We start from the raw sequence: 26,135 nt of genomic DNA, 5'->3' as shown, positions 1-26,135 counted from the left end.
GAAAAAATAGAAATAAAAAAAGCTCTTTACAAAGAGCTTTTTTTTGTAGCGATATATTTCTTTGATATATAATATCCAAAAATAAGAGCCGAGAAGAATAAAAACACCAATCCTCCATCAATTGGCAAACCTGGTGGTGGTGGTGGTGTCGGTGGTGGTGGCGTTGGATCGGCTGCCAAGACCATATCAACATTCAGTAATGCTACGAAAACTAAAACTAATTTCTGTACTGCTAATTTCATAGGCCAAACTTATAAATTTTTATTCTCTTTACGGAAGAAAATGGGTTTTCTTAATTGTTATTTAACGATTTCCAAACAAATGTGTTAATTCTCTGTTTTACGAAACACGAAAATAAAAATATTTTTAAACAAAACAATGTTTTTCAAAAAAAAACTTAAAAAAATCTTAAATTCTTTCCAATCGACTAAAAAAAAATAGCCTTTTACCGACTATTTCTGTTTTTTGTGGTCCCACCTGGGCTCGAACCAGGGACCACCTGATTATGAGTCAGGTGCTCTAACCAACTGAGCTATAGGACCATTACTTACACAAAGTTCATTGCGTTTAGTAAAACAACAAGGCTTTTGCCTTATTTGAGGCTGCAATATTAATACTAATTTCTATTTATTGCAAGATTTTTTTATTTTATTTCCTGACAAAGTTCAATTAAAACCCCATTCGTGGTTTTAGGATGCAAAAAAGCCACTAATTTATTATCCGCTCCTTTCTTAGGCGTCTCATTTAACACCACAAAACCTTCTTCTTTTAACCTTGCTATTTCAACCACAATATCTGTAACATCAAAAGCAATGTGATGAACCCCCTCGCCTTTTTTTTCTATAAACTTAGCAATAGGACTATCTTCCTTAGTTGCTTCTAAAAGCTCAATTTTATTTGGTCCATTCATGAAAAAAGAAGTCTTCACTCCTTCACTCTCCACTTCCTCTTCTTTATAAGCAGGTTGCCCAAAAAGTTTCTCAAAAACAAGATTTGACACTTTTAAATCTTTAACTGCAATCCCTATGTGTTCTATTTTATTCATAACTTACAAAAGTTTTAAGGTTTAATCACTAGCCCCGATGGAAGCTAACTACCCAAACCATTAGGTTTGTAGTGCGAACAGCGGGAAAATGGACTACAAAAATAAAACAAAGTTTTGCTCCTGAAAAAACTAAGTTACTTTTTATGTATTTTTGCATCATGGAAACAAACAGACAAAAGAAAATAGGCAGTTTATTACAGAATGATTTAGTAGACATTCTACAAGGTGAAGTGAGAAAAAACGGCGTCCATAACCTTATTATTTCGGTTTCGAGAGTTAATGTAACTTCTGATTTATCTATCGCCAAAGTATTTTTAAGCGTTTTCCCATCGGATAAAGGCCCAGAAATTTTAGCCGCAGTTAAATCTAACGCTCCGTTAATTAAAAATGATTTAGCGCAACGTGTAAAAAATCAATTACGAAAAGTTCCAACACTTGTCTTTTATATTGATGACAGCTTAGACTATATTGAAAAAATAGACAAGGCTTTAACCGGAGAAGAAAATCCGGTAAAAGACCCTGGATTGTTATACAAAAGAAAAAAATCGTAATTTGAATTTTCCTCTTTACATAGCCAAGCGATACAGCATTTCCTTTAGTAAAAATTCGGCAATAAACATTATTACTATTATTGCTTCTTTAGGAATTATTGCAAGCGCAATGGCTCTTTTTGTAGTACTATCGGTTTTTAGCGGTTTACGTGATTTCAGTTTAAGTTTTACCAACGACACCGATCCTGACTTAAGGATTCAACCGCTACAAGGAAAAACTTTGACAATTACTCCGGAAATAGAAAAACAATTACTAGAAAGCTCTTTTTTCAGTCATTTTAGCAAAACCACTGAAGAACGCGTTCTTTTTTACTACAACAACAAAGAGCAAGTGGCTTACATTAAAGGAGTAGATTCATCTTTTGACAAAGTGACTCAGATCAAAAAACATCTATACGTTGGCAATTGGGTTGAAAGAAATTCCAATGAAGTCGTTGTAGGATCAGAAATCAGCAGAAAACTCAATATGGGTTTATTCGATTTCACCAACGCTTTAGAAGTCTATGTACCCAAAGCAGGAAAAGGAGCCATTGATGATTTACAAGATGCTTTTACAGTGAAGAAACTGGCTCCTACCGGAATTTTCAGCATTAATGAAGACTTAGACAACAAATACATTTTTTGCGACTTGTCTTTAGCTCAAAGCCTACTCTCTTTAAAAAACAATCAAATCAGTTTTATTGAGTTTCAGTTAAAAGACGAAGCAAATGAAAAAGATGCCATCAACGAACTGAATTCCATTTTCAAAAATCATATTATCATAAAAAACAGAGCTCAACTAAATGATGCTTTATATAAAATGCTTAATTCTGAAAATCTGATTGTTTATTTGATTTTCACCTTAGTTATCATTGTAGCTTTATTTAATTTAGTCGGAGCTCTAATTATGATGATTATCGACAAGAAAAACAATTTAAAGACCTTACTTTCTCTTGGTTGCTTAAAAAAAGATATTGCTCGAATCTTTTTATTCCAAGGTTTACTCATTACTTTCGGAGGAGGCTTACTAGGTCTGTTTTTAGGCGTTATTTTAGTCATTCTACAACAACAATTCAGTTTAATTATGATTACTTCTAATTTAGCTTATCCAGTTGTTTTTGATGCCCAAAACATCTTACTAGTTAGCATCACAATCATTATTTTAGGTTACTTAGCTTCTTTGATTGCAAGCCGAAGCGTATCAAACTTTTTAAAATAATTTTCATCTCAATAAAAAGCATAAAAAAAAGGAGTTGTAAAATATTACAACTCCTTTTTCTTTGTTTTACACTTATAATTAAGCTTCAAACGGAACTACAGTAACATAAGACTTATTATCTTTTTTCTTTTGAAACTGAACAATACCGTCAACTTTTGCGTGTAAAGTATGATCTTTCCCCATGTAAACATTTTCACCTGGGTTATGTTTAGAACCTCTTTGTCTAACGATGATGTTACCAGCGATAGCTGCTTGACCACCGTAAATTTTAACGCCTAAACGTTTCGATTCTGATTCTCTACCGTTCTTCGAACTACCGACACCTTTCTTGTGAGCCATGACGTTTTGATTTTAAAAGTTAATACTCAAATCAAACAGCTTTTCCACCGTTTAATTCATCTTGTAATTTCTGTAATTCGTCCCACTTACCGTCAGCAGCCAATTGCGCTTGTTGAGCCCAAGTAGTAGGATCTAAATGTTGTACTTTAGCCTCAGCTGCATCTAAGAAACCTTTCACAGTTTCAGCAGAAGTTTCAGCTAATTTAGCATAAGTATCAATTCCAGCAGCTACTAAAACCTCAGCAGCTTTAGGTCCGATACCTTCGATTTTTTTCAAGTCATCACCTTTTTTAGCAGCAGCTTTTGCTTTTGGCGCAGCAGCTTTTTTAGGAGCTCCTGAAGCTACAATACCTTCAATGATAATTTGAGTTAATGATTGTCTGTGACCATTTTTCTTTTTGTAACCTTTTCTTCTTTTCTTTTTGAAAACGATTACTTTGTCACCTTTTACATGTTGTAAAACTTTGGCTTCAACAGAAGCACCTTCTATAGCTGGGGCGCCTAAAGTTACTGCACCATTCTCGTCTAACAAAAGTACTTTATCGAAAGAAACTTTGTCTCCTTCAGCACTAGCTAAACGGTGTACAAAAACTTTTTGGTCTTTGCTTACTTTAAATTGTTGCCCTGCTATCTCTACGATTGCGTACATACAAATGAATTTTAGTTAAAATTTCAAGGATGCAAATATACAACTAATTATTTAATTTCCAACACTTAAAAGACCAACACCTCTTTTTTCGTTAAAAAACACAAAAAAAGCCCCTTAGTTGTAACAAAAAGTCAGAAATTGCAACAAATTAAAAACGTTTTTTAATCAAAATATAATTTATGAAAAAATCTTTAATGGCTTTGAGTACTGCACTATTGCTTGGAGGAGCTGCCCATGCGCAAAAGGTAGCTTATGAAGAATATGATTTAGCCAATGGATTGCACGTTGTTCTTCATCAGGACAATTCAGCTCCAGTGGTAGTAACATCAGTTATGTATCATGTTGGCGCAAAAGACGAACAACCAGACAGAACAGGTTTTGCTCACTTTTTCGAACACCTTTTATTTGAAGGAACTAAAAACATTGAGCGTGGTGAGTGGTTTAAAATTGTTACGGCTAACGGAGGTCAAAACAACGCTAACACTACTGATGACAGAACATACTATTATGAGGTATTCCCTTCAAACAATTTAGAATTAGCTATTTGGATGGAATCAGAACGTTTGATGCATCCGGTAATTAATCAGATTGGTGTTGACACTCAAAATGAAGTAGTAAAAGAAGAAAAAAGATTACGCGTTGACAACCAACCTTACGGAAACCTAATTAAAGCTGTAAAGCAAAATATGTTCAAAGTTCACCCATACCGTTGGACAACTATCGGAGAAATGGAACATTTAGATGCAGCAACTTTAGAAGAGTTCCAAGCTTTTAATAAAAAATTCTACATTCCTAACAATGCTGTTTTAGTAGTAGCAGGTCAATTTGATACGGCTCAGGCTAAAGAATGGATTAACAAATATTTCAGCACTATTCCTAAAGGAACTCCTGTAACTCGTAAAACATACGAAGAAGCTCCGATCACAACTTCATTTAAAGCTACTTGGGAAGATCCTAATATTCAAATCCCAATGTATGTTGCATGTTACAGAACTCCGTCTATGAAAACTCGTGACGCCAGAGCTCTTGATATGATTTCATCTTATTTATCGGATGGTAAAAGCTCTAAACTTTACAAAAAGTTAGTTGATAACAAAAAAATGGCGCTTCAGATTGGTGCGTTTAACTACAGTCAAGAAGACTATGGAATGTATTTCATTTATAGTTTACCAATGGGACAAACCTCGGAAGAAGATTTAATGAAAGAAATTGATGAAGAAATCGCTAAACTTCAAACTGAATTAATTTCTGAGAAAGATTACGAAAAACTTCAAAATAAATTTGAAAGTCAATATGTAAACAGCAATGCTAGTGTTGAAGGTATTGCTAATAATCTGGCAACATATTATCTTTTATATGGAGACATCAAATTAATCAATACAGAAATTGACATTTACCGTTCTATTACAAGAGAAGAAATCAAAGAAGTGGCTAACAAGTATTTAAAACCAAACCAAAGAATGGTTTTAGATTATGTACCGGCTAGCGAAAAAACTCAAAACTAAGACGAAATGAAGAAAATAGTATATATTGCAACCTGCTTATTATTAACAGTAACAATGCAAGCACAAGACAGACCTATGCCGAAATCAGGTCCGGCTCCGACTATTAATATCAAAAAACCGGAAAGTTTTACTTTAAAAAACGGTTTAAAAGTATTGATTGTAGAAAACCACAAACTACCAAGAGTTTCTTACACCTTAACATTAGATAACGCTCCTTATGCTGAAGGCGATAAAAAAGGAGTAACTGATTTGTTAGGATCAATGTTAGGAAATGGAACCGAAAACATTTCTAAAGATGCTTTTAACGAAGAGATTGACTTCTTAGGAGCAGATCTAAGATTTTGGTCAGAAGGAGCTTCTGCAAGCGGACTTTCCCGCTATTCTTCCAGAATTCTTGAGCTAATGGCTGACGGAGCTTTAAACCCTGTATTTACACAAGAAGAATTCGACAAAGAAAAAGACAAAATAGTTGAAGGGTTAAAAGCAGACGAAAAAAGTGTTCCATCAATCGCCAGACGTGTTGAAAACGTATTAACTTTCGGTAAAACACATTATAAAGGAGAATTCGTTTCAGAAGAAACTTTAAAAAACGTTTCTTTAGCCGATGTAAAATCTAACTACAATCAATATTTTGTTCCAGGAAACGCTTATTTAGTAATTGTAGGGGATGTTAATTTCAAGAAAACAAAAAAAGAAGTAGAAAAGCTTTTTGGAAAATGGAAAAAAGCTACCGCTCCTAAAATTGAATATGTAGATCCTAAAGATGTCCAATATAGTCAAATCAACTTTATTGACGCTCCTAATGCGGTTCAATCTGAAATTGCGCTAGTAAATCTTTCTAGCTTAAAAATGACTGACAAAGATTATTTTGCAGTTTTAATGGCTAACCAAATTTTAGGTGGTGGCGGTGAAGGTCGTTTATTCTTGAACTTACGCGAAAAACACGGTTGGACTTACGGTTCTTACTCTTCTATAAATGCCGGGAAATACATCAACAAATTCAGATCAGGAGCTTCTGTTCGCAACACCGTTACTGATAGTGCTGTAGTTGAAATATTCAATGAATTGAAAAAAATCGGAAGTGAATTAGTTTCTGATGAAGAATTAAGAAATGCTAAGGCAAAATACATTGGTAACTTCGTAATGCAAATTGAAAAACCAGCAACAATTGCTCGTTATGCATTAAACAAAGAAACACAAAATTTACCGGATGATTTCTACGAAAAATATATGCAAAATATCAATGCTGTAACAGCTCAAGATGTTTTAAATGCTGCTCAAAAATACTTTTTAGCAAACAAGACCAGAGTTATCATTGTCGGAAAAGCTGCCGATGTATTACCAAACCTTGAAGCTTTGAGTAAATCAGATAAATTACCTATTTTCTATTTTGATAAATATGGTAATCCAACTGAGAAGCCCGTTGTAAAAAAACCGATTCCAGCTGGAGTTACTGCTAAAACAGTAATTGAAAATCACATTAAGGCAATTGGTGGTTTAGAAGCTTTACAAAAAGTGAAAACAGTTGCTACTTTTTCAAAAGCTACAATTCAAGGACAAGCTCTTGACATGACAACAAAAGCTGCTAAAGACAAATTTTTAGCAGAAATAAGCATGATGGGAATGGTTGTTTCTAAAACTGTTATCACACAAAAATCTGCTTATACCGTTAACCAAGGACAACGAATGGACATAACAGGTGATGATTTGAAACAAATGCAAGAATCTGCAGGGACTTTCAAAGAATTGAAATTATTAGACAACCCTTCAATTACATTAAAAGGCATTGAGGTTATTAAAGACAAAGATACTTATGCCATTCAAAAAGGAGAAACAACTTATTATTATGACGTAAAATCAGGATTAAAAGTTGCCGAATCTAAAGATATGGAACAAATGGGACAAAAAATGACTCAATTTACTTATTACGACAATTATGTTGAAGTAAAAGGAATCAAGTTCCCATATAACACTACTCTAAGCGTAGGAATGGATATTGACTTTACCACAACTGATGTAAAAATCAATGAAGGTGTAAAAGATGCTGATTTTGAATAAGAAATCAAAAAAATACACAAAAAAGGGTTTCCGATGGAAACCCTTTTTTATTTTCTACTCGAAAAATAAACGCCTATTAAAACGACAATTGCTCCAAATATCTGCATTACATTCATACTTTCTTCCATAAAGACAGTTCCTAAAAAAATAGCCACTACAGGAATTATATAAGTAACTGAAGATGCAAAAACCGGAGAAGAAATCTGAATTAATTTAAAAAAAATAATATTAGAAATTCCTGTTCCTACCATTCCCAAAATACAAATAAACAACAAAGAAGTTTGTACTTTAGGTTCTTCAACTATAGTAAAAAAATCAGAAAAATACAACACTCCTAAAGCGGGTATTATCATAATCGCAAAATTTCCGGCACTAATGGTAAGCGGATGTAAATCGGACAAATATTTCTTTATCAAATTCACATTAGTACCATAGAACAGTGATGCGACAACAATCAAAACAGCATACAGGTGATTTTCCGTTGATCCATGACCATTTCCAAACAACACCAATAGAACACAACCCACAAAACCTAATCCTACTCCAAAAAACTGTCGGCGTTCTACCGGAATTTTAAAAAACAACAAACCGACTAACAATGTATTTAGCGGTGTTAACGAATTCAAGATAGAACTTATAGAACCATCAATTTTAGACAATGCAGTAGCAAATAAAAAAACAGGGACGAATGTTCCGCACAAAGCAGTTAATGCTATATATTTCCATTTATAGGATGGAATCTTCGTCAAATGCTTAAATCCTATTATCAATAAGAATATGCCAGCAAAAATTATTCGCAAAGCTCCTAATTGAATCGGATTAACTCCTTTTAATCCCAATTGCATTAAAATAAAAGAACTTCCCCAGACACACCCTAAGAAAGCTAATAAATACCATTTTAAGTTATTTTTACCCATATTTAATGTTTTCAAAGACCAAAATTCCAACTTTATTTTCAAATAGGTTTCTAAATTTTGTATTTTTGTTGATATTTTTACATTTAATTTCAATTTGTTATGAAAAAAATAAAAGTTGTCTCCCTAATAGTTCTTTCAACAGTAGCCTTAGTAAGCTGTAAAAAAGAAGCAGAACAAACCGCTGAAGTTGCAACTAACAAAATAGAAGTTGTTGCCGAAAATAATGCTCCTGCAAAAGTAGAAACTGCTAGCTTTACAATTGACGGTATGACTTGCGAAATTGGTTGTGCTAAAACTATTGAAAGCAAACTTTCTGGTTTAGAAGGTGTAGAAGAGGCTAAAGTAAACTTTGAAGAGAAAAAAGCAACAGTTGTTTTTGATGCCAATAAACAATCTGCTGAAAGTATAAAAACAACTGTAGAAGGTGTTGCTGGTGGCGATACGTATACAGTTAGCGATATGCAAGTAAATCCAAAGGCATAATTTTTAACGCTATAAAAACATAAAAACCACTTTAAAAGTGGTTTTTATGTTTTTATTATTTCCATTTAACGGTTTCCATTATTCTCCTAATATCATCTTTCACATAACTGGCAGCCGGTAAAATAGAATCAAAATTAGGTTTTGCATAAAAATACATGCTTCCTACTAAAAAATTCTTCGTACTATCGGTTACATAAAACTGTGCATTTGTTGCTGCATTACCGCCTACTTCCGAGAACATACCATATACTTTCCTATTCTTATCAATATAAGGTTGCGCACTAATCTCATCTGCTTTTACGGCATGATCATAGGTTAATTTTTGAGCATCTTTAAGCAATTGTTCTATATTATTATCCACTTTTTTATAGGTAACATAAACTGTAGCTTTCATTTTAGGATAATGTACCTCAAAAGAACAGTTTTCATTTCCCTTTATTTTAGTCTCATTATTAATATCAAAAGTAAACGGACAACTTCCTTCTAACTTCCCATAAGTCGGATTCGGATATTCTAATCGCAATTGCGCTTTTGGCTTAGGTAATGTTTCATCACCGCAAGATTGTAATCCTATTCCAATAAAAGCTAATAGTATTATTTTTTTCATTTTTAAAACTTTCAATATTTACGATAACGTAACTTTTATTTGTTTTATTCTTCGCTTATCTAAACTTTCGATGGTAAACACACATAGTCCAAATGGTATTTTTTGCCCTTTTTTAGGAAAGTTTCCTGAGATTTCAAGAATAAATCCAGCTAAAGTTTCCGCTTCCCCTTTGGCTTGTTCAAACAAATCTTCATCAACTTCAACGATTCTAAAGAAATCCTTTAAACTAATTTTCCCGTCAAAAACATAATTCTTATCATCAATTTGCGAATACACTAGATCTTCATCATCAAATTCGTCGCTAATATCGCCCACGATTTCTTCCAAAATATCTTCCAACGAAATCAATCCGGAAGTTCCTCCGTACTCATCAACCACAATAGCCAAGTGGTTTTTCATTCCTTGAAACTCTTTCAACAAATTGTCAAGTTTTTTGTTTTCCGGAATAAAAAACGGATCTCGAATTAAACTTTGCCAATTGAAATCTTTCTTTTCATCAATATGCGGAATCAAATCTTTGATAAACAAAACACCTTCGATTTGATCAATATTTTCTTTATAAACCGGAATTCGGGAATATCCTTTATCAATTATTTTAGGCAAAACCTCGTCAAAAGTTTCTTCGATATCCAACGCAAAAATATCGATGCGCGGACTCATTACCTGACGAACTTCAGTATTTCCGAAAGAAACAATTCCTTCTAACAGTTTTTGTTCCTCAACAGTAGTTTCCTCCTGATTGGTCAATTCTAAAGCTTGAGACAATTGGTCTACCGAAAAATTAGTCTTTTGCACACTAAATTTCTTTTCGATATACAATGTAATGTTACGCATGGGAATAGTCACCGGAGCCAAAATTTTAAACAAAAGAGAAACCGGAATCAGAACGATCTTAGCAAAAGTGACGTTATTCCTATTGGCATAAATTTTAGGCAAAACTTCACCAAAAAGCAAAATCAAGAAGGTAACCACAACTACTTCCAGTACAAAACGAAGTAATCCAGAGTGCACTCCTCCAAAAAGCCTTTCGCTAAAAGAAGAAAATATAATAACTACACCTATATTAATAAAGTTATTGGCCACCAAAATAGTAGCCAAAAGCTGTTTGGGTCTATTCAGCAAATCCGAAATTAAACTTCCTTTGTTTAAATCTTCATGCTCTAAATCGTCAATGTCTTTTTGAGAAAGTGAAAAAAGGGCAACTTCTGAACCTGATATAAAGGCAGAACAAATAAGCAGAATAAAAACAGCTAACATTCCGGTTAGCATTTCAAAATCAATAGTAGAAAAAAAACTGGAAGGGTCCGAGTCCAAATTAGTACGTATTAGTTAAACATTAAAAAGGCAAATCGTCATTACCTAAGTTTGCGTCGTCAAAATTAGTGTTTTTCGGAGATTCTAACTCACTTGCTTTAAAGTTTTGTTTGGTGTTAGCTTCCGGATCTTTTTTAGTAGTTAAAAAAGTGAATTCAGTCACTTGAATTTCGGTAGTATATTTAGTATTACCATCTTCCGCTTGCCACTGACGTGATTTAATGCGGCCTTCAATATAAATTTTGTCTCCTTTAGAAAGGTATTTTTCACAAATTTCTGCAGCTTTATTGCGTACTACTATATTATGCCATTCGGTAGAAGTGATTTTTTCACCCGTTGTTTTATTGATGTAAACTTCGTTAGTTGCCAAAGGAAAACGACCTATACAGTTTCCTCCTTCAAAATAATGCATCTTAACTTCGTCTCCTAAATGTCCTATCAAAAGTACTTTATTTACTGTTCCGTTCATGGCGTGTAAGTGTTTGAGTAAATCAAATATAGTATTTTTTAGAATACCTCACTATAGTTTGCTGTAATAAAATTGTGCAACACTATAGGGAAAGGCAGTTTCAATAAGCGATCAAATGAAATAGCGTCGGCGAGTTCAGTCTTTAATTCTACTTGAAAAAATCGAATATTCAAATGTTGATGTGATAGTTTATGAATTACAGAAGCTTGTTCCAAAAATGCGACCGTTGCATTCTCATATTGCTGAAGAATTTTTGCTTGAGTTTCGTCTATCGAAATTTCCGTTTCTGTTTCTAGCAAAGGAAACTCATATAAATTATGCCAAATTCCTTTTGCTGTTCTTTTTTCGACAAGAAAATTCCCTTCGCTGTCGCTTACTATTATATAATTAAAGTATCTATTTTTAACTTTTAGCTTTTTGGATTTTACAGGTAATTCGTCCACTCTCTTTTTTTGCAAAGCGAAACAACTACTATTTAAAGGACAAACCGAGCAATCCGGACTTTTAGGCGAACATTGTGTCGCTCCAAACTCCATAATCGCTTGATTGAATAACGCAGCTTTACCTTTTGGCAACAAACTATCGGCTAATTCCTGAAACTCTTTTTTAGTTTTAGATTGTGCAATATCTGACTCCACTCCAAAATAACGTGCCAAAACCCGAAAAACATTTCCATCAACAACTGCCACATCTTCTCCAAAAGAAATAGAAGCAATAGCAGCAGCAGTATATTCCCCTACTCCTTTTAATTGTAACAAATCATTGTAGTTATCCGGGAACTTTCCGTTTAAATCTCTACTTATATATTGAGCGGTTGCATGTAAATTTCGAGCACGAGAATAATACCCCAAGCCTTGCCACAATTTCAGAACCTGCTCTTCATGAGCCTTTGCTAAATCATGAACTGTTGGAAAAGCTTCAACAAAAGCCAAGTAATAAGGCAATCCTTGTGCTACTCGTGTTTGTTGTAACATAATCTCAGACAGCCAAATATGGTAAGGATTTTGTGTTTTTCGCCAAGGTAAATCGCGCTTATTTTGTAAATACCAATCAACTAAAGAGTTAGAAAAATCCATTTTTTTAATTTGAAAAACAAAATTAAAACTTTAGCAGTTAAATTTTAATTAATTAAGGTTGATTTATTGTTTTTTTAATTTGTATATTTGCACACTCTAAAAATGAACACAAAATATTAATACGAAAGAAAATGACGAAAGCAGATATCGTAGCGAAAATTTCTGAAAAACTAGGTCTTGAAAAAAATGACGTTCAAGCAACAGTTGAATCTTTCATGGAAGAAGTGAAAAATTCATTAGAAACTGGGGATAATGTTTACCTAAGAGGTTTTGGAAGCTTTATCATCAAAACAAGAGCTGAAAAGACAGGTAGAAACATTTCAAAAAACACTACAATCAAAATTCCTGCACACAACATTCCTGCATTTAAACCTGCTAAAGTATTTGTTGAAGGAGTAAAAACAAAAACTGAAGTAACCGTATAATTATTTATTAATCTAAACCAACAAAGTTATGCCAAGTGGTAAAAAGAGAAAAAGACATAAGGTAGCAACTCACAAACGTAAGAAGAGAGCGAGAGCTAACCGTCACAAAAAGAAAAAGTAGTTTAAAACTACTTTTCTTTTTTTAGAGTTCTTTGAAATGAATTGGCAAAAACACCAATTCTCCGGGTAAAATACCTGTAAAAATTGTTTAATCCATCCTTTCAATTTAGTTAAAAGCTGTGAGTAAAAAGTTATAAGTTCCTGAACTGCAAACTATAACCCACAACTACAAACTCAATAGTTGGGATAAAAATGTACCGCATGAACAAAGAATTAATTATTCGTTCCAGTTCTGATGCCGTAGATTTTGCCTTGTTAAAAGATGGAAAACTAATAGAATTACATAAAGAAGAAGAAAAAGGAGCACAGTTTCAAGTTGGCGATATTTTTATTGCTAAAATCAGAAAACCAGTTCCCGGATTGAACGCTGCTTTTGTAAATGTAGGCTATGAAAAAGATGCCTTTTTACATTATCATGATTTAGGTCCGAATTTATCTTCTTTAATGAAATTTCTTAAACTTGTAAGCGCAGGTAAAACAAAAGACTTTTCACTCAAAAATTTTCCTTTTGAACCTGAAATTGACAAAAATGGTAGCATAAACGATGTTTTAAGTGCTAACCAGTCAGTTTTAGTACAAATTGTGAAAGAGCCTATTTCTACTAAAGGTCCAAGAATCAGTTCTGAGATTTCTTTAGCAGGAAGATATGTGGTTTTAGTTCCCTTTTCAGATCGCGTTTCGGTTTCTCAAAAAATCGTTTCCAAAGAAGAAAAAGAACGTTTAAAACGACTGGTTCAATCCATTAAACCAAAAGGATTCGGCGTAATTGTCCGTACGGTAGCCGAAGGCAAAAAAGTAGCTGAACTTGATCGTGATTTGCAAAATCTAATCGATCGTTGGTCTGCTATGTGCAAAAGATTGCAAACGGCTCATCATCCGTCAAAAGTATTAGGTGAACTCAACAAAGCATCTTCCATTTTAAGAGATGTTTTTAATGATACTTTCACCGGAATTCATGTTGACGAAGAGGAATTGTATTTACAAACGAAGGACTATCTGCAAGAGATAGCTCCGGATAAAGTGTCTATCGTAAAACACTATCAATCAAAAGAAGTACCGCTTTTTGAGAAATACCACATAGAGCGACAAATTAAAACGTCTTTTGGTCGTACTGTTTCCATGAGCAAAGGAGCTTATCTCATTATTGAGCACACCGAAGCTTTACACGTAATTGATGTCAATAGCGGAAATCGCTCCAACAAAGCTCAAAGTCAAGAAGAAACAGCTTTAGAAGTAAACTTAATTGCAGCTGCAGAAATTGCACGTCAGTTAAGACTTCGAGACATGGGCGGAATCATTGTTGTCGATTTTATTGATATGCAAAATGCAGACAATAGAAAAAAACTATATGATTTCTTAAAAGAAGAAATGAGTGACGATAAGGCTAAACACAAAATCTTGCCTCCTAGTAAATTTGGTTTAATACAAATTACTAGACAAAGAGTCAGACCTGAAGTTCACATTAAAACAAGAGAGGAAGACCCGAATGAAAACGGGGAAATTGAAGCTCCAATTTTAATTATTGACAAGATAGAAGCTGACCTAGAAAGAATTATAAAAGACCATAAAAAGATTGTATTAAACACACACCCTTTTGTGGCAGCATACCTTACAAAAGGTTTTCCATCCGTTCGTTCAAAATGGTATTTTGAACACAAACGATGGGTGAAAGTTATACCTCGTGACGCTTACACGTATTTAGAATATCATTTCTTTGACAAAGAAGGAAATGAAATTAAATAACTTAAAATCCGTTATTCTTTATTGAGTAACGGATTTTTTTATTGAATACTTTCTAGTATTCATTCGTATAAAATCTTTATTTTTAAAATCTGAAAAAATACTTAATTAGTACTACAAATGCTTTTTAACTCCTTTGACTTTGCTCTCTTTTTGCCTATAGTTTTTGTTTTGTACTGGTTTATTTTTGCTAAAAAACTAAAGCTTCAGAATTTTTTAATTGTTGTTGCCAGTTATGTTTTTTATGGCTGGTGGGATTGGCGTTTCTTATTTCTTATTTTTTTAAGCACAGGAATTGACTACAGCATTGGTTTACTATTAGAAAAAGAGCATAGAAAATTCAACCGAAAAATTCTCCTTTGGATCAGTATTTTGACTAATCTGGGAATGTTGGCTTTTTTTAAATATTTCAATTTCTTTGTTGAGAACTTTATTACTGCCTTTTCTCTGTTTGGGTATTCTTTAAAAGCTAGTTCTCTGAATATTATTTTGCCTGTCGGAATTAGTTTTTACACCTTTCAAACACTAAGTTATACTATAGATGTTTACCGGAAAAAACTAAAACCGACTCATAACTTTATTGCTTTTTCGGCATTTGTCAGTTTCTTTCCTCAACTTGTTGCAGGACCTATTGAACGAGCAACACATCTATTGCCTCAATTTTATCAAAAGCGAAAATTTGACTACGAAAAAACTATTACTGGCTGTCGCCAAATTTTATGGGGTCTATTCAAGAAAGTAGTAATTGCGGATAGTTGTGCTGAATATACCGATCAAATTTTCCAAAATCCGGAAGCTTTTAACGGAAGTACCTTGTTCTTAGGCGCCTTATTTTTTACTTTTCAAATTTATGGTGACTTTTCAGGATATTCAGATATTGCCATCGGGACTTCTCGTCTTTTTGGCTTTGATTTGATGCAGAATTTCAACTTTCCTTATTTTTCCAGAAACATTGCAGAGTTTTGGCGCAGATGGCATATTTCTTTGTCTACCTGGTTTAGAGATTATCTTTACATTCCCCTTGGCGGAAGCCGTGGAAATACGGTTAATAAGATAAGAAATACTTTTATCATTTTTGTCGTAAGCGGATTTTGGCACGGAGCCAATTGGACATTTATTGTTTGGGGATGTTTACATGCTTTATTCTTTTTACCGTTGTTACTCTCCAAAACAAACAGAACTTATCTGAATACTGTTGCCGAGAATTCATTTTTTCCCAGTTTAAAAGAATGTATTCAAATGTTATTCACATTTGGAATTGTTGTTCTAACATGGATTTTCTTTCGCGCAAAAAATATACATCAAGCTTTAACATACCTAAATGGCCTATTTTCTCGTTCTTTCTTCCAAATTCCTTCTTTCGACAGAAAAAGAGAATCTTTAGTTATAGCTGCTTTTCTTTTTTTGTTTATTTTAATAGAATGGATAGGCAGAAAAGAAACTTTTGCTTTAGAGAAAACAGGTTTGAAATGGAATCGATTGATTCGTTGGATCTTTTATCTTTTACTTGGAATCATTATTCTGCTTTTTAGCGGTTCTAAACAAGAATTTATCTATTTTCAATTCTAATTCGCATGAAAAAATTCATTCTGAAAATACTATTTTTTGTTTGTTTGCTACTTTTAGCTTTCTTCCTTTGTATTTCCTTTGCCGATGGTACAACGGATTCTTCTTATTTAAAATTTACCAGTCCAAAACAAAAAAGCTTCATTTTAGGAACTTCCAGAGCAGCACAAGGTTTACAACCTAAAATTTTTGACAGCATTTTGAATACATCACTTTATAATTTTGCATTCACTATTGAACAAAGTCCTTATGGACCAACATATTTACACAGTATCCAAAAAAAACTAGACTTTAATACTAAAGACGGAATTTTTATTCTTTCAGTTGATCCTTGGAGTATTTCTTCAAAAACGGAAAATCCAAATGACAGTATTCACTTTAGAGAACTTACCCTTTGTTTGGGTAATACATCAAATATGAATCAGCATCCTAACTATGAATATTTATTAAAAAATCTTCAAGGTCAATTTTACACTATTTTCACTAATAAATTTTTCTATAAAGTTCTGGGAAAGGATAAACCTAAAGCCTTTTTGCATGAAGATGGTTGGCTCGAACTTTTTGTTCCGATGGATTCTGTTGAACTTAACAAACGTGTAACTCATCAAATTGAAGATTATAAGAATAATATTCTACCTCAATTTCAGTTCTCAAACTTACGATTAAACTATCTGAAACAAACGATTCAATTTTTAAAGAAACACGGAAAAGTATATTTAGTAAGACTTCCGGTTCATCCGAAAATGATGGCGTTAGATCAAAAATTAATTCCAGATTTCAATACTAAGATGAATTCTTTAGTTCCTTTGGCTGATGCTTATCTCGATTTAACTTCGACAACTGCCGATTGTACTTTTATCGATGGGAATCATTTATATAAAACATCAGGAAAAGAAATTTCAAAAAACATAGCTGAATGGATAAAATCGCAAAATACACATTGATTATCGGCTCCTTTCAACACTAATTCGTTGCTTAATTTCGTTTCCGTCTTCATCTACAACAGTAATCAAATGCTGTCCATTTGTAGTTATTAATGATTGTTCATGAAACGTTTTAGTTGTTCCCAAAAATTGGTCATCAACATACCAAAAAAGTTCTGCTTCCGGATTAGAGTGCGCTACTTTCAGGATCACAGGTTGTTCGATTCCGTTAAAATCTTTCGTCAAGATAATTTTGGTAAACTCATTGGGGTAAATAAATGCCATTCTTGGCTTTGCATTGGCATCTTTGCAATCTTCCCGCAATGGTGGTACCGGAACATAATCTACATGCTTGCTTTTATAATACCATTCCATTACCGGAGGTAAAATAAACCAAGATTTGGAAACCATATTATCAATACTTTCACAACTGCTGTTTACGGTAAACTGAAGGTTTTTATCCAAATGAATGATTTTATGGTACGGACATGTCTCTGTTTTTTTAGACGTTTTAGGAATCCATTGCTCAACAATCGGACAATTTTCTTGTACTAAATACCCCGATTGTTCACAAACCATTACTTTTTCCATATCATTAAACGGTTGGGCAAACCATTTTCCTTTTGGCAACGTTCTAAAGACATCAAACAAAACGGGCGCTGCACTTTCCACACCAGTCAATAACGGACGGCCTTCTCCAGTAGCATTTCCTACCCAAACACCCACAACATAATCAGGATTTACGCCAATAGCCCACGCATCTCTTCCGCCAAAACTAGTTCCTGTTTTCCAAGCAATTTCCAATGACGAATCATAAAAACGCCATGCCTCGTCACCTTCTGGTCGGTTGACTTCCTTCATTGCATTAAAGGTTTGCCAAATAGCTCCGGCTCCGTAAATATTCTTTTCACTTTTTTCTATTCCAAAATCAATCGGTTCGTCAGTGATGTATCGGAGCAAAGTCATTTCCTTACTTCTGTACAAATCTTGCTTTGTCGTAAAGTGATTCAACGTTGAAGCCATGTAAGCATAGGCTCCGCACAAGTCCCACAAACTAGATTCGGCACCACCCAAAATCAACGACAAACCATAATGTGACGGATGACGATTAATAGAATGCTGTTTTAACTTCTGAAGCTTTTCATATAATCGATTTACAGAATACTCTTTTAGCATCAAAACAGCCGGAATATTCAGTGAACGTGCCAATGCTCTACTGGCAGGAACAGCGCCATCGAACGTATAGTTATAATTTTGTGGTGAATAACCACTAATTTGCGTTGGAATATCAGGAACCAAAGTATTCGGAAGCAATTCGCCTTCATCGAGCATGGCAGCATACAAAAAGGGTTTTAAAATACTACCCGTACTTCTTGGTGCTTGAATCACATCGACATCTTTTTGATGCTCTTTGTCCGTTGGTGTATTCCCGACATAAGAAAGCACTTTTCTAGATTTTACATCAACCACTAACACCGCCATATTATAGACTTTATTTTGACGAAAAGAATTGTAATATTGTGCTACAATTTCGTTTACTCGTTCTTGCAACGTATGATCAATAGTTGTGGTTATTTTTTGTCCTTGCTTTTCTGTATTAATTTTTTCCGTTAAATGAGAGGCTATTTTAGGAATGGCATATGGTTTTTGCGGAAGCGGTTCTAACAAAGCCAAATCGTACGTTTCTTTATCTATTGTATTTTGTTGCCAAAGTTTCTTCAGTAACCGATTGCGCTTTTGCAACAAAATTTCCTGATTTTTTCCCGGATAAATTAATCTCGGTGCGTTGGGTAAAACAGCTAAAGTAGCGGCTTCTGCCCAAGACAATTGATGCGGTTGTAAACCGAAATAACGCCAAGAAGCCATTTCTAATCCTACTACATTTCCACCAAATGGCGCATGCGACGCATATAAATTTAACACCTCATCTTTGGTATAGCGAAACTCTAAACGAGTCGCCAAGATGACTTCCAAAAGTTTTTCAAAATAACTTCTTTCGGCATTTTTTCGATGCAGACGAATGACTTGTTGGGTTAACGTACTTCCACCGCGAACTACTTTTCCAGCTGCCCTGTTTTGTTGGAAAGCATGAAGCATTGCCACAGGATTAAAACCAATGTGTTTGTAAAAATATTGGTCTTCAAAAGCAACAATACATTTTTGAAATTTATAAGGAACACTATCACTTTCCGGAAAACGCCATTGCCCGTCTTTTGCAATTTTGGCTCCCAAAAACTGCCCGTTACTACTTTCCACAACTGTAGCATAAGAATCATTGAATAAATTTCGTGGCAACGAAAAATAATATATTGTCAACAAAATAAATCCTACAATGATTTTTCCGGAATTTGAAAGAAATATCTTTTTGATTTTCAGAATTAATCCTATTACTTTTTTAGAAAGCATTTTTTTTCTTGATACAGTTGTTGTCTCTGTTTTGATAAATTGTATTTATAAAGATTTTGTATTTCAAAAATAGTAAAGTTTAATCAAAATAGCGATCTGTTTTTTTCAACCTTTTTGGATGTCCTTTTTCATTGCTTACAAATAAAAAAACCCTAAACTCCAATTGGAGTTTAGGGTTTTCACTTAACTAAAAAATTAATAGCGCTTACTTACTCTTTAATAATTTTTAATGTTTTCACTTCTTCATTATGAGAAGTTACTCTTATCAAGTACGTTCCTGCTGCTAAGTTTGAAACATCAACAGAACCTTGATTTGCATTAATCGTTTTATAAATCACTTCTTGTCCTAACAAATTATAAATAGAGATGTTTGCTATATTTTCATCAAAAGAAACATTCAACACATTATTTACCGGATTTGGATAAATGTTCCATTTTGAAACTCTGTTAAATTCTTCATTAGACAATGTACTAGCTGAACATTCAAGTAAAATTAAGTTGGAACTATTATTTGTTGTACCATCTCCTAATCTTCCTTGTCCGTTTAATCCGCACACACTTAAAGATGCATCAGTATTTAACGAAAAAGTGTGATATGCTCCTGCTGAAATTAACTCATGATTATTAGAATTTGTTACAGTAATCAAATTAGTATTATTTGTTGTACCATCACCTAATTGACCATAGGTATTTTCACCTGTGTAAAACATATTTCCATAAGTGATTGTTCCTACCGTATAATTCCATCCGGCATCTATATTTTGTACTTGATCAAAAATAGAAACTGGAGTTAATCGATTGGTATTGGTACCATCTCCAAGTTGCCCATACGCATTATTCCCCCATGTAAGAAGAAGTCCATTTAACTTTTTACCCACAGAATGATTATACCCTGCAGCTACATCAGCCCAATCATCATCTGTACCTATTTGAGTAGGAACTGTTGCGTTATTGGTCGTTCCATTTCCAAGTTGACCATCAGTATTGCTACCCCATGTCCAAAGTGTACCATTCATTTTAATAGCTAATGAAAAACCAGATCCTGCAGCAATTTTTAACCAACTAGTATCTGTTCCGATTTGTGTTGGAGTAGTTTTGTTTACAGTTGTTCCGTCGCCTAATTGACCAAAATTATTATTTCCCCATGCCCAAAGTGCACCATTATCTCTTATTGCTAAAGCAAATCCCTCTCCAGTAGTAACTCTAATCCAGTTCGTTGATGTTCCAATTTGGGTTGGAGTAGTTTTATTTGTTGTTGTACCATCTCCTAATTGACCAAAGGTATTATTTCCCCATGCCCATAATGTTCCATCTGCTTTAATTGCTAAAGTGAAACCACCACTTGCCGAAACACTTTGCCAATTGTTCGCTGTGCCTATTTGAGTTGGAGTACTTTTGGCAATTGTTGTACCATCTCCCAATTGTCCATAACCATTATCTCCCCAAGCCCACAATGTTCCATCTGTTCTTATTCCTACTGAATGTGTATAACCTGCACTGATAGTTTCCCAACAGCTTAAAGTATTAGAAAGTGTTGTAAATGAACCGCAATACACCCATTCTGTTTGGTCGTTACCACAAACTGAAGCTACCCACCAATGGTAATCAGTATTTGGAGATAAGTTGTCAATATTAGCAGAAGTTGAAGTTGTATTACCATCAATTCCACCAATTGTAGGTTCCGTATTATATAAATACAAATACGTATCTGGTGTTGGTGTTGCTGATGTCCAGTTAAGTATTGCAGTTGTTGCTGTAATATTCTCTGTCCAAAATTGTCCTGGAGGGTTACAAGTTGGAGTACTATCCTGACATTTTATTGAACGAACTCTTTCTGTATTTTGAGCTCCACAATTTGCATTTGCACTAAAATAGTATCTTATAACTCCTGATGTGGTAGTGGAATTCCAAACCAAAGGTGTTACTCCACTTGCTAAAACTACTGTTCCATCTCCATTGGTAATAGTGATATAATCAGTAGTAACTGAACTAGTGAAAGTATATTGTTTATTTGAAGATACATTTACATTTGAATATTCGCCAGCATAAGCATCGTCTACAATTTGTTGTAAACTACCATTACAGGTTGGAGTAAAGGTTGCATTCGGATATAAACCATAAGTTGCACTGTTACAAGTGAGTGCTGCAAGTGTCGTAAAACTTCCTCCGGAAACCCAAGCACTTTTTGTTCCATTACAATTTGATCGTATCCAATAATAATAAGTCGTTGCTGCCGATATTCCGCTCAATACTCCTACACCAGCCGATGTAGTTGTTGCAGAAGCTGTTGTGGTACTTGTTGGCGCAGTATTACTTGTAATAATATAAATATCATAATTAGTCGGCGTAGTTGCTGGCGCTGTCCAGTTCAATCTGCAAGAATTTGATGTAATATTAGAAACCGATAATTGAGTAGGCAAACCACAACTTGATGACGTAGCACATTGCATATATTTTACTCTATTGGCACCTTGCGAACCACAACTGGAATTAGAATGTAGATAATAGCGTACCACACCTGTATTCGTACCAGAAGACCAGCTTAATGGCGTTTGACCACTTGCCAAAATTGAGGTTCCCGTACTATTAGTAATCGAAATAAAATCAGTGCCTACAGAAGAAGAGAACACATATTGTTGGTTTGCAGCTATGTTTACATTTGAATATTCGCCAGCATAAGCATCAGAAACAATTGTCTCGTTACTTCCAGTACATGAAGGCGTAAAAGTAGTATTAGGATACAAACCATAAATAGCTCCATTGCAACTTAGTGACTGGTTCATTGTGAAAGAGCCACCCGAAGCCCAACTACTTTTTTCTGAACCACAATTAGATCGTATCCAATAATAATAGGTAACACCGGCTGTTAAACCATTAATATCTATAGTTGTATCAGTATTAGTAAGTGTCGCAGTGCTATTTACTGTTGGAGCGGTATTTGTTGTGATGATATAAATTTCATAACCATTACTCGGCACACTAGTTGGAGCAGTCCAAGACATTCTTATTGAATTGGAAGTAATGTTGGCTACTGCCAAATTAGAAGGAGGCATACAAGTAACAGATGATGTAATACAATTTACATATTTATTACGCGGACTTCCTGTAGAAGTACCATACCCGCACTGGGCATTATCATGAGAATAAAAACGAACTACCCCAGATGTAGAGCCAGAATTCCAGGTTACAGGCGTTGCACCACTTGCTAAAACGACTGTTCCTAGAGCATTCGTAATGGTAATAAAATCGGTACTATAATTAGTTTTAAAGACATATTCAGTATTTGGAACAACAGCTATATTAGAAAAACTTCCATTCATGACATTAGTTGCAAACCACTCATCACTTCCATTACAATCAGGCGTAATTGTAGCCGAAGGATAAATACCATAATAGGCACTATTACAAAGCAATGATGAGATCGTTGTAAAAGTTCCTCCATAAATCCATTCTCCTTTTTGATATTGGCAATCAGCACGAAGCCAATAATGATATGTAGTATCTGGATTTAAATTGGTAACTAAAATTGAACTTGTAGTTGAATCACTTGTAGGCACTGTTTCTCCTGGCGTAGTTGATGAAGTACTTACATAAGCATCATAACCAAATGTAGGCGCAGTGGAGGGTGGCGTTAAATTTATAGTACACGATATTGGAGTAATGTTAGTTACACCAGCAGGTGTTGGATCTAAACAAGGTGGTGCAGTAACCCATGTTACTTTTCTTGCTCTTACAAACTGATTAGTAGTTTCGCATTGTGCGTTTTGATGAATGTAATATCGAACCGTTTGATTGTAAACAGAAACAAAGCTTACAGGTGTAACGCCAGAAGTAATTACTTGTGTACCTGTATCATTAGTAATTGTTATATAATCAGTAGATACGGATGTCGAAAAAGTATAGTACTTCGATGGTTCAATATGCACATAGGTATATTCACCAGTTCTTGCATCGGAGTTAATAGTGTTTGAGCCAGCTGCACCAGTGGCTTGAAAAATCCCGACAGGATATTGGCTGCCCGTTGTACACTGAGCAGAAATTTTTGACGCTGAGAAAAAGAGCATCAAAAATAAAAATAAAGTAATTGTTTTTTTCATTTTTATGATCTATAATATTATTATGTAGATATAAAAGAGACTCAAACGACTTTCATTTTAACTTTATTATTAAAGCTATTGAGCCTCTCATTGTTTTTATTTTTTTGATTTTAATCGAAAAAATCATCCCTCTTCAATTAATCAAGTAGGATTCTCTTTTTAGTTCTATTTTGTTCTTCTGTTGGAACTATTTATTATTTTATTTAATCTTAAAGCAAAAATATCAGAATAGAAGTATTCATCCAGTTTGTTAATTTGACTATTTATAAATAATCAGATAACCAAACATAGCATATACTTTTGATTTTTAGATATTTAATCTGTATTCTTCAATCTTCCAATGTAATAGTTAGGAGAAAGTCCTGTTTGCTTTTTAAAAACACGAACAAGAGTATTCGCATCTTTATAACCTACTTCTTCTGCAATAGCTTGCAAGGTGTATTTACGAAAATAATCTGAGTCTTTCAACTTTTGAAGCACATAATGAATTCGTAATTCTTGTGTATATTCTGAAAAAGTTTTTTGCATCTCTTGATTAAAATATTGTGACAAATATGCTGTATTTGTGTTTAATTTTTTTGCCACAAAAGCCAACTTGAAATTTGGATCTAAAAAAGTTTCTTTTTGTTCTAATTTTTTTAGACCTATTGTTATCTTTTCAATAAGATCTTCATCAATTGATTGTTTTGCTTGCGTTTCAATTTTATCATTTTGCAGATTATTACTATTTGAAGCTTGAGTTTCTTTTAGATTTTGAATAATTTTTAAAAATCGAATGTGTTTTTCTTTTTGCCGTTTATGATAATAGTAAAAACTAGAAACTACCACAACTAAAATAATTAAAATGCTATAGAGAGAAATTTTAAAATAATCCCTTGAAGCAATAATTTTGTTAGACTCTTCTTTTATTTTATTTAAATCGTAATCATGAAGAAAATTTAAAGATTTACTTTTTATTTCTTCTATTGATTTAATTAATTCTAAACTTTTTCGAGCATAGAGATAAGCATTTTCAGTGTCTTTTTTTTCACTATAACATTGTGTCATAATATTATAAGCCATTAATAGATTCTCCTTTGAAACCTTAGTTATTTGATAGCTTTCTTCATACTTCTTACAATAGAAAAGTGCTGAATCAACTTGTTTTAAATGATGAAAACAATCAGCCATTCCTAAATCAAACAACTGTTCCGTTCTTATATTATCATGAATAACGGGATACTTTTTTCCATTTCTATATAAAGACAATGATTTATCATAATTCCCAGCCAAAGCTGCACTTTTTGCTTCTCGCATACTCAACAAAGCTTTTGTGTAATCAGGATAAAAATTATCTTGTAACATCAGTATTGCAGCTACTTTAAAGTAATGATTTGCAGAATCTAACAAAACATTTTTTTTTGATTTAATATAATACTCTTGATAGGCTGCGCCTATGATGTTATATTTATCTGCAAATAATTTATTGTTCATTACTTTTTTTTCACCAACTCCTAATTTTAAATGTGGTGTAGTCTTTAACTCTCTCTTTAACAAAGCAATTCCATTTACATAATCTCCCATTGCTACTTTTATTAATCCATATTGTTCATTAAAATGATTATCAGGCACACTCATTTTATATTTATCAAGATATAATAATGCCATGTCGTACTCACCTAAATTTTTATGGATGTAAAAAAGCTTGTTAACACACATTCCAATCAAACCTTGGTACACTTTGCTTGATTTATCAATCTTACTTTTTTCAATATCATTTATAAGTAATACAAGAAGTTCTTTAGAATAAATAAACTCTGATTTGTTATAAAAATAATTAGCAATGTAATATTTACCATAAAAACTAAACAGTTCATTTTTAGAATTACTAATTTCTAAAGCTTCAGTGTAAGCTTTTTCAGGATTTGAAATAAGATTTTCCTGAATACTTCGGGTTCTACTAATTTCTGATTCACTCAATTCCTGAGCAAATATCAAATTAATAAAGAATAATAGTATGATAGAAAAAATAAATTTATACATCTTGAAAATTAGAAATTCAAACTGAAAATTATTGCTAGCTAGAATAAAAGAAAACTACACCTTTTTAGAAAATCATTCTATAAAATAGCTTTTATCATTTTCATTTGTTTTTATATGCTTAAAATTTAACCGAAACTTTTTTACTTAACCAACGAAATTACATTCAATTCCAAAATTAGAAGTATTGTAAATGTATAATCATAGGTTTGTTCAAAAAAACTGATAAAATAAAAGCTATAACAGTTAAATAAAGTTTTCTCATAAGTGAGTATAAATAATTGTGAATTAATTAGAAAAAAGAGGTGTAAATCTAGTGTTTTTATTTATTTTTTAAAAATTGCATTTCTACAAACCATATTTTTATAAACAATTACACCTCTTTTGTGATTATTTTTCTAATTTCAACCAAACAAAATCATTCCATCCTTCAATTAATCTGGTAGGATCGGTCATTTTAGTTCTGTCTTGTTCATCGATGTAAACTATTTTATTGTTTTTTACATTGAATTTATAAACTCTTGGTGCTTTTTCATTAGAAAGAGTTAGCTCGATTTTGTAAGCTCCGTCTGTTAAATCATTAAATTTTATTGCATCACCGGTTGGTTTGTCAATTGGTCTTAATGCG

At 33.3% G+C, this 26,135-nt stretch carries 22 protein-coding genes and 1 tRNA gene; 9 read left to right on the top strand and 14 right to left on the bottom strand.

Translation table 11 applies throughout. From position 1 onward, the window contains the following. Positions 1 to 26: 26 nt before the first annotated feature. From ACUSJC_RS07125 to mce, 3 genes are all read right to left on the bottom strand, one after another. Positions 27 to 242, bottom strand: coding sequence for a PID-CTERM protein-sorting domain-containing protein (locus tag ACUSJC_RS07125; protein WP_449268872.1), 216 nt, complete (start codon positions 240 to 242; stop codon positions 27 to 29). 226 nt (positions 243 to 468) lie between these two features. Beyond that, positions 469 to 542: transfer RNA gene (locus ACUSJC_RS07120), tRNA-Ile, on the bottom strand. A gap of 101 nt (positions 543 to 643) precedes the next feature. Beyond that, a complete protein-coding gene (mce, locus tag ACUSJC_RS07115) occupies positions 644 to 1,045 on the bottom strand; it encodes a methylmalonyl-CoA epimerase (protein WP_449268871.1) in 402 nt (133 codons plus the stop codon). A gap of 158 nt (positions 1,046 to 1,203) precedes the next feature. Here mce and rbfA point away from each other — a divergent pair, with 158 nt between their 5' ends. Both rbfA and ACUSJC_RS07105 read left to right on the top strand, forming a co-directional pair. Continuing rightward, a complete protein-coding gene (gene rbfA, locus ACUSJC_RS07110) occupies positions 1,204 to 1,596 on the top strand; it encodes a 30S ribosome-binding factor RbfA (protein ID WP_449268870.1) in 393 nt (130 codons plus the stop codon). A gap of 1 nt (position 1,597) precedes the next feature. Beyond that, the gene (locus ACUSJC_RS07105; protein WP_449268869.1) at positions 1,598 to 2,794 is read left to right on the top strand and encodes an ABC transporter permease; all 1,197 of its coding nucleotides are present in this window, start codon (positions 1,598 to 1,600) and stop codon (positions 2,792 to 2,794) included. Between the two features lie 78 nt (positions 2,795 to 2,872). Here ACUSJC_RS07105 and rpmA read toward each other — a convergent pair whose 3' ends face one another. Continuing rightward, on the bottom strand, positions 2,873 to 3,133 hold the full coding sequence (gene rpmA, locus ACUSJC_RS07100) for a 50S ribosomal protein L27 (RefSeq protein WP_449268868.1): 261 nt from the start codon (positions 3,131 to 3,133) through the stop codon (positions 2,873 to 2,875). Positions 3,134 to 3,164: 31 nt separating this feature from the next. Continuing rightward, on the bottom strand, positions 3,165 to 3,782 hold the full coding sequence (rplU, locus tag ACUSJC_RS07095) for a 50S ribosomal protein L21 (protein ID WP_449268867.1): 618 nt from the start codon (positions 3,780 to 3,782) through the stop codon (positions 3,165 to 3,167). A gap of 179 nt (positions 3,783 to 3,961) precedes the next feature. On the opposite strand from rplU, the gene ACUSJC_RS07090 reads away from it, so the two are divergent. Continuing rightward, entirely contained in the window at positions 3,962 to 5,287 is a 1,326-nt protein-coding gene (locus ACUSJC_RS07090) for a M16 family metallopeptidase (protein WP_449268866.1), read from the top strand. 6 nt (positions 5,288 to 5,293) lie between these two features. Next, on the top strand, positions 5,294 to 7,345 hold the full coding sequence (locus ACUSJC_RS07085; protein WP_449268865.1) for a M16 family metallopeptidase: 2,052 nt from the start codon (positions 5,294 to 5,296) through the stop codon (positions 7,343 to 7,345). 47 nt (positions 7,346 to 7,392) lie between these two features. On the opposite strand, the gene ACUSJC_RS07080 is transcribed toward ACUSJC_RS07085, so the two are convergent. Beyond that, complete coding sequence (locus ACUSJC_RS07080) at positions 7,393 to 8,262, bottom strand: DMT family transporter (RefSeq protein ID WP_449268864.1); 870 nt, start codon at positions 8,260 to 8,262, stop codon at positions 7,393 to 7,395. Positions 8,263 to 8,361: 99 nt separating this feature from the next. Between ACUSJC_RS07080 and ACUSJC_RS07075 the strand changes: the two genes are divergently transcribed. After that, a complete protein-coding gene (locus ACUSJC_RS07075; protein ID WP_449268863.1) occupies positions 8,362 to 8,745 on the top strand; it encodes a heavy-metal-associated domain-containing protein in 384 nt (127 codons plus the stop codon). Positions 8,746 to 8,800: 55 nt separating this feature from the next. On the opposite strand, the gene gldD is transcribed toward ACUSJC_RS07075, so the two are convergent. The 4 genes from gldD to mutY are packed head-to-tail and all read right to left on the bottom strand — an operon-like array spanning position 8,801 to position 12,211. Beyond that, positions 8,801 to 9,352, bottom strand: coding sequence for a gliding motility lipoprotein GldD (gene gldD / locus ACUSJC_RS07070; RefSeq protein ID WP_449268862.1), 552 nt, complete (start codon positions 9,350 to 9,352; stop codon positions 8,801 to 8,803). 18 nt (positions 9,353 to 9,370) lie between these two features. Then, complete coding sequence (locus ACUSJC_RS07065; protein ID WP_449268861.1) at positions 9,371 to 10,666, bottom strand: gliding motility-associated protein GldE; 1,296 nt, start codon at positions 10,664 to 10,666, stop codon at positions 9,371 to 9,373. 22 nt (positions 10,667 to 10,688) lie between these two features. Next, positions 10,689 to 11,135 carry a single-stranded DNA-binding protein gene (locus ACUSJC_RS07060; protein ID WP_449268860.1) on the bottom strand — a complete coding sequence of 149 codons (447 nt, stop codon included), beginning with the start codon at positions 11,133 to 11,135 and terminating at the stop codon, positions 10,689 to 10,691. 38 nt (positions 11,136 to 11,173) lie between these two features. After that, the gene (gene mutY, locus ACUSJC_RS07055) at positions 11,174 to 12,211 is read right to left on the bottom strand and encodes an A/G-specific adenine glycosylase (RefSeq protein ID WP_449268859.1); all 1,038 of its coding nucleotides are present in this window, start codon (positions 12,209 to 12,211) and stop codon (positions 11,174 to 11,176) included. A 119-nt stretch (positions 12,212 to 12,330) separates the two neighbouring features. On the opposite strand from mutY, the gene ACUSJC_RS07050 reads away from it, so the two are divergent. From ACUSJC_RS07050 to ACUSJC_RS07035, 4 genes are all read left to right on the top strand, one after another. Continuing rightward, positions 12,331 to 12,636, top strand: a complete 306-nt coding sequence (locus tag ACUSJC_RS07050; protein WP_449268949.1) for an HU family DNA-binding protein — start codon at positions 12,331 to 12,333, stop codon at positions 12,634 to 12,636. Between the two features lie 321 nt (positions 12,637 to 12,957). After that, positions 12,958 to 14,499, top strand: coding sequence for an Rne/Rng family ribonuclease (locus ACUSJC_RS07045; RefSeq protein ID WP_449268858.1), 1,542 nt, complete (start codon positions 12,958 to 12,960; stop codon positions 14,497 to 14,499). Between the two features lie 117 nt (positions 14,500 to 14,616). Continuing rightward, positions 14,617 to 16,065 carry an MBOAT family O-acyltransferase gene (locus tag ACUSJC_RS07040; protein WP_449268857.1) on the top strand — a complete coding sequence of 483 codons (1,449 nt, stop codon included), beginning with the start codon at positions 14,617 to 14,619 and terminating at the stop codon, positions 16,063 to 16,065. A 5-nt stretch (positions 16,066 to 16,070) separates the two neighbouring features. Continuing rightward, a complete protein-coding gene (locus ACUSJC_RS07035; protein WP_449268856.1) occupies positions 16,071 to 17,006 on the top strand; it encodes a hypothetical protein in 936 nt (311 codons plus the stop codon). Here ACUSJC_RS07035 and pbpC read toward each other — a convergent pair whose 3' ends face one another. From pbpC to ACUSJC_RS07015, 4 genes are all read right to left on the bottom strand, one after another. Then, positions 17,007 to 19,391, bottom strand: coding sequence for a penicillin-binding protein 1C (gene pbpC, locus ACUSJC_RS07030; RefSeq protein ID WP_449268855.1), 2,385 nt, complete (start codon positions 19,389 to 19,391; stop codon positions 17,007 to 17,009). It abuts the gene before it with no gap. 209 nt (positions 19,392 to 19,600) lie between these two features. Beyond that, the gene (locus ACUSJC_RS07025) at positions 19,601 to 23,488 is read right to left on the bottom strand and encodes an RCC1 domain-containing protein (protein WP_449268854.1); all 3,888 of its coding nucleotides are present in this window, start codon (positions 23,486 to 23,488) and stop codon (positions 19,601 to 19,603) included. 315 nt (positions 23,489 to 23,803) lie between these two features. Beyond that, complete coding sequence (locus tag ACUSJC_RS07020) at positions 23,804 to 25,447, bottom strand: helix-turn-helix domain-containing protein (protein ID WP_449268853.1); 1,644 nt, start codon at positions 25,445 to 25,447, stop codon at positions 23,804 to 23,806. Positions 25,448 to 25,897: 450 nt separating this feature from the next. After that, positions 25,898 to 26,135: hypothetical protein (locus ACUSJC_RS07015; protein ID WP_449268852.1), on the bottom strand; the 238-nt coding region annotated here is incomplete at its 5' end.

The organism is Flavobacterium sp. U410, from assembly GCF_053570605.1.
The sequence above is the reverse complement of the archived record's forward strand: the minus strand, read 5'-3'. Positions and strand labels throughout refer to the sequence as shown.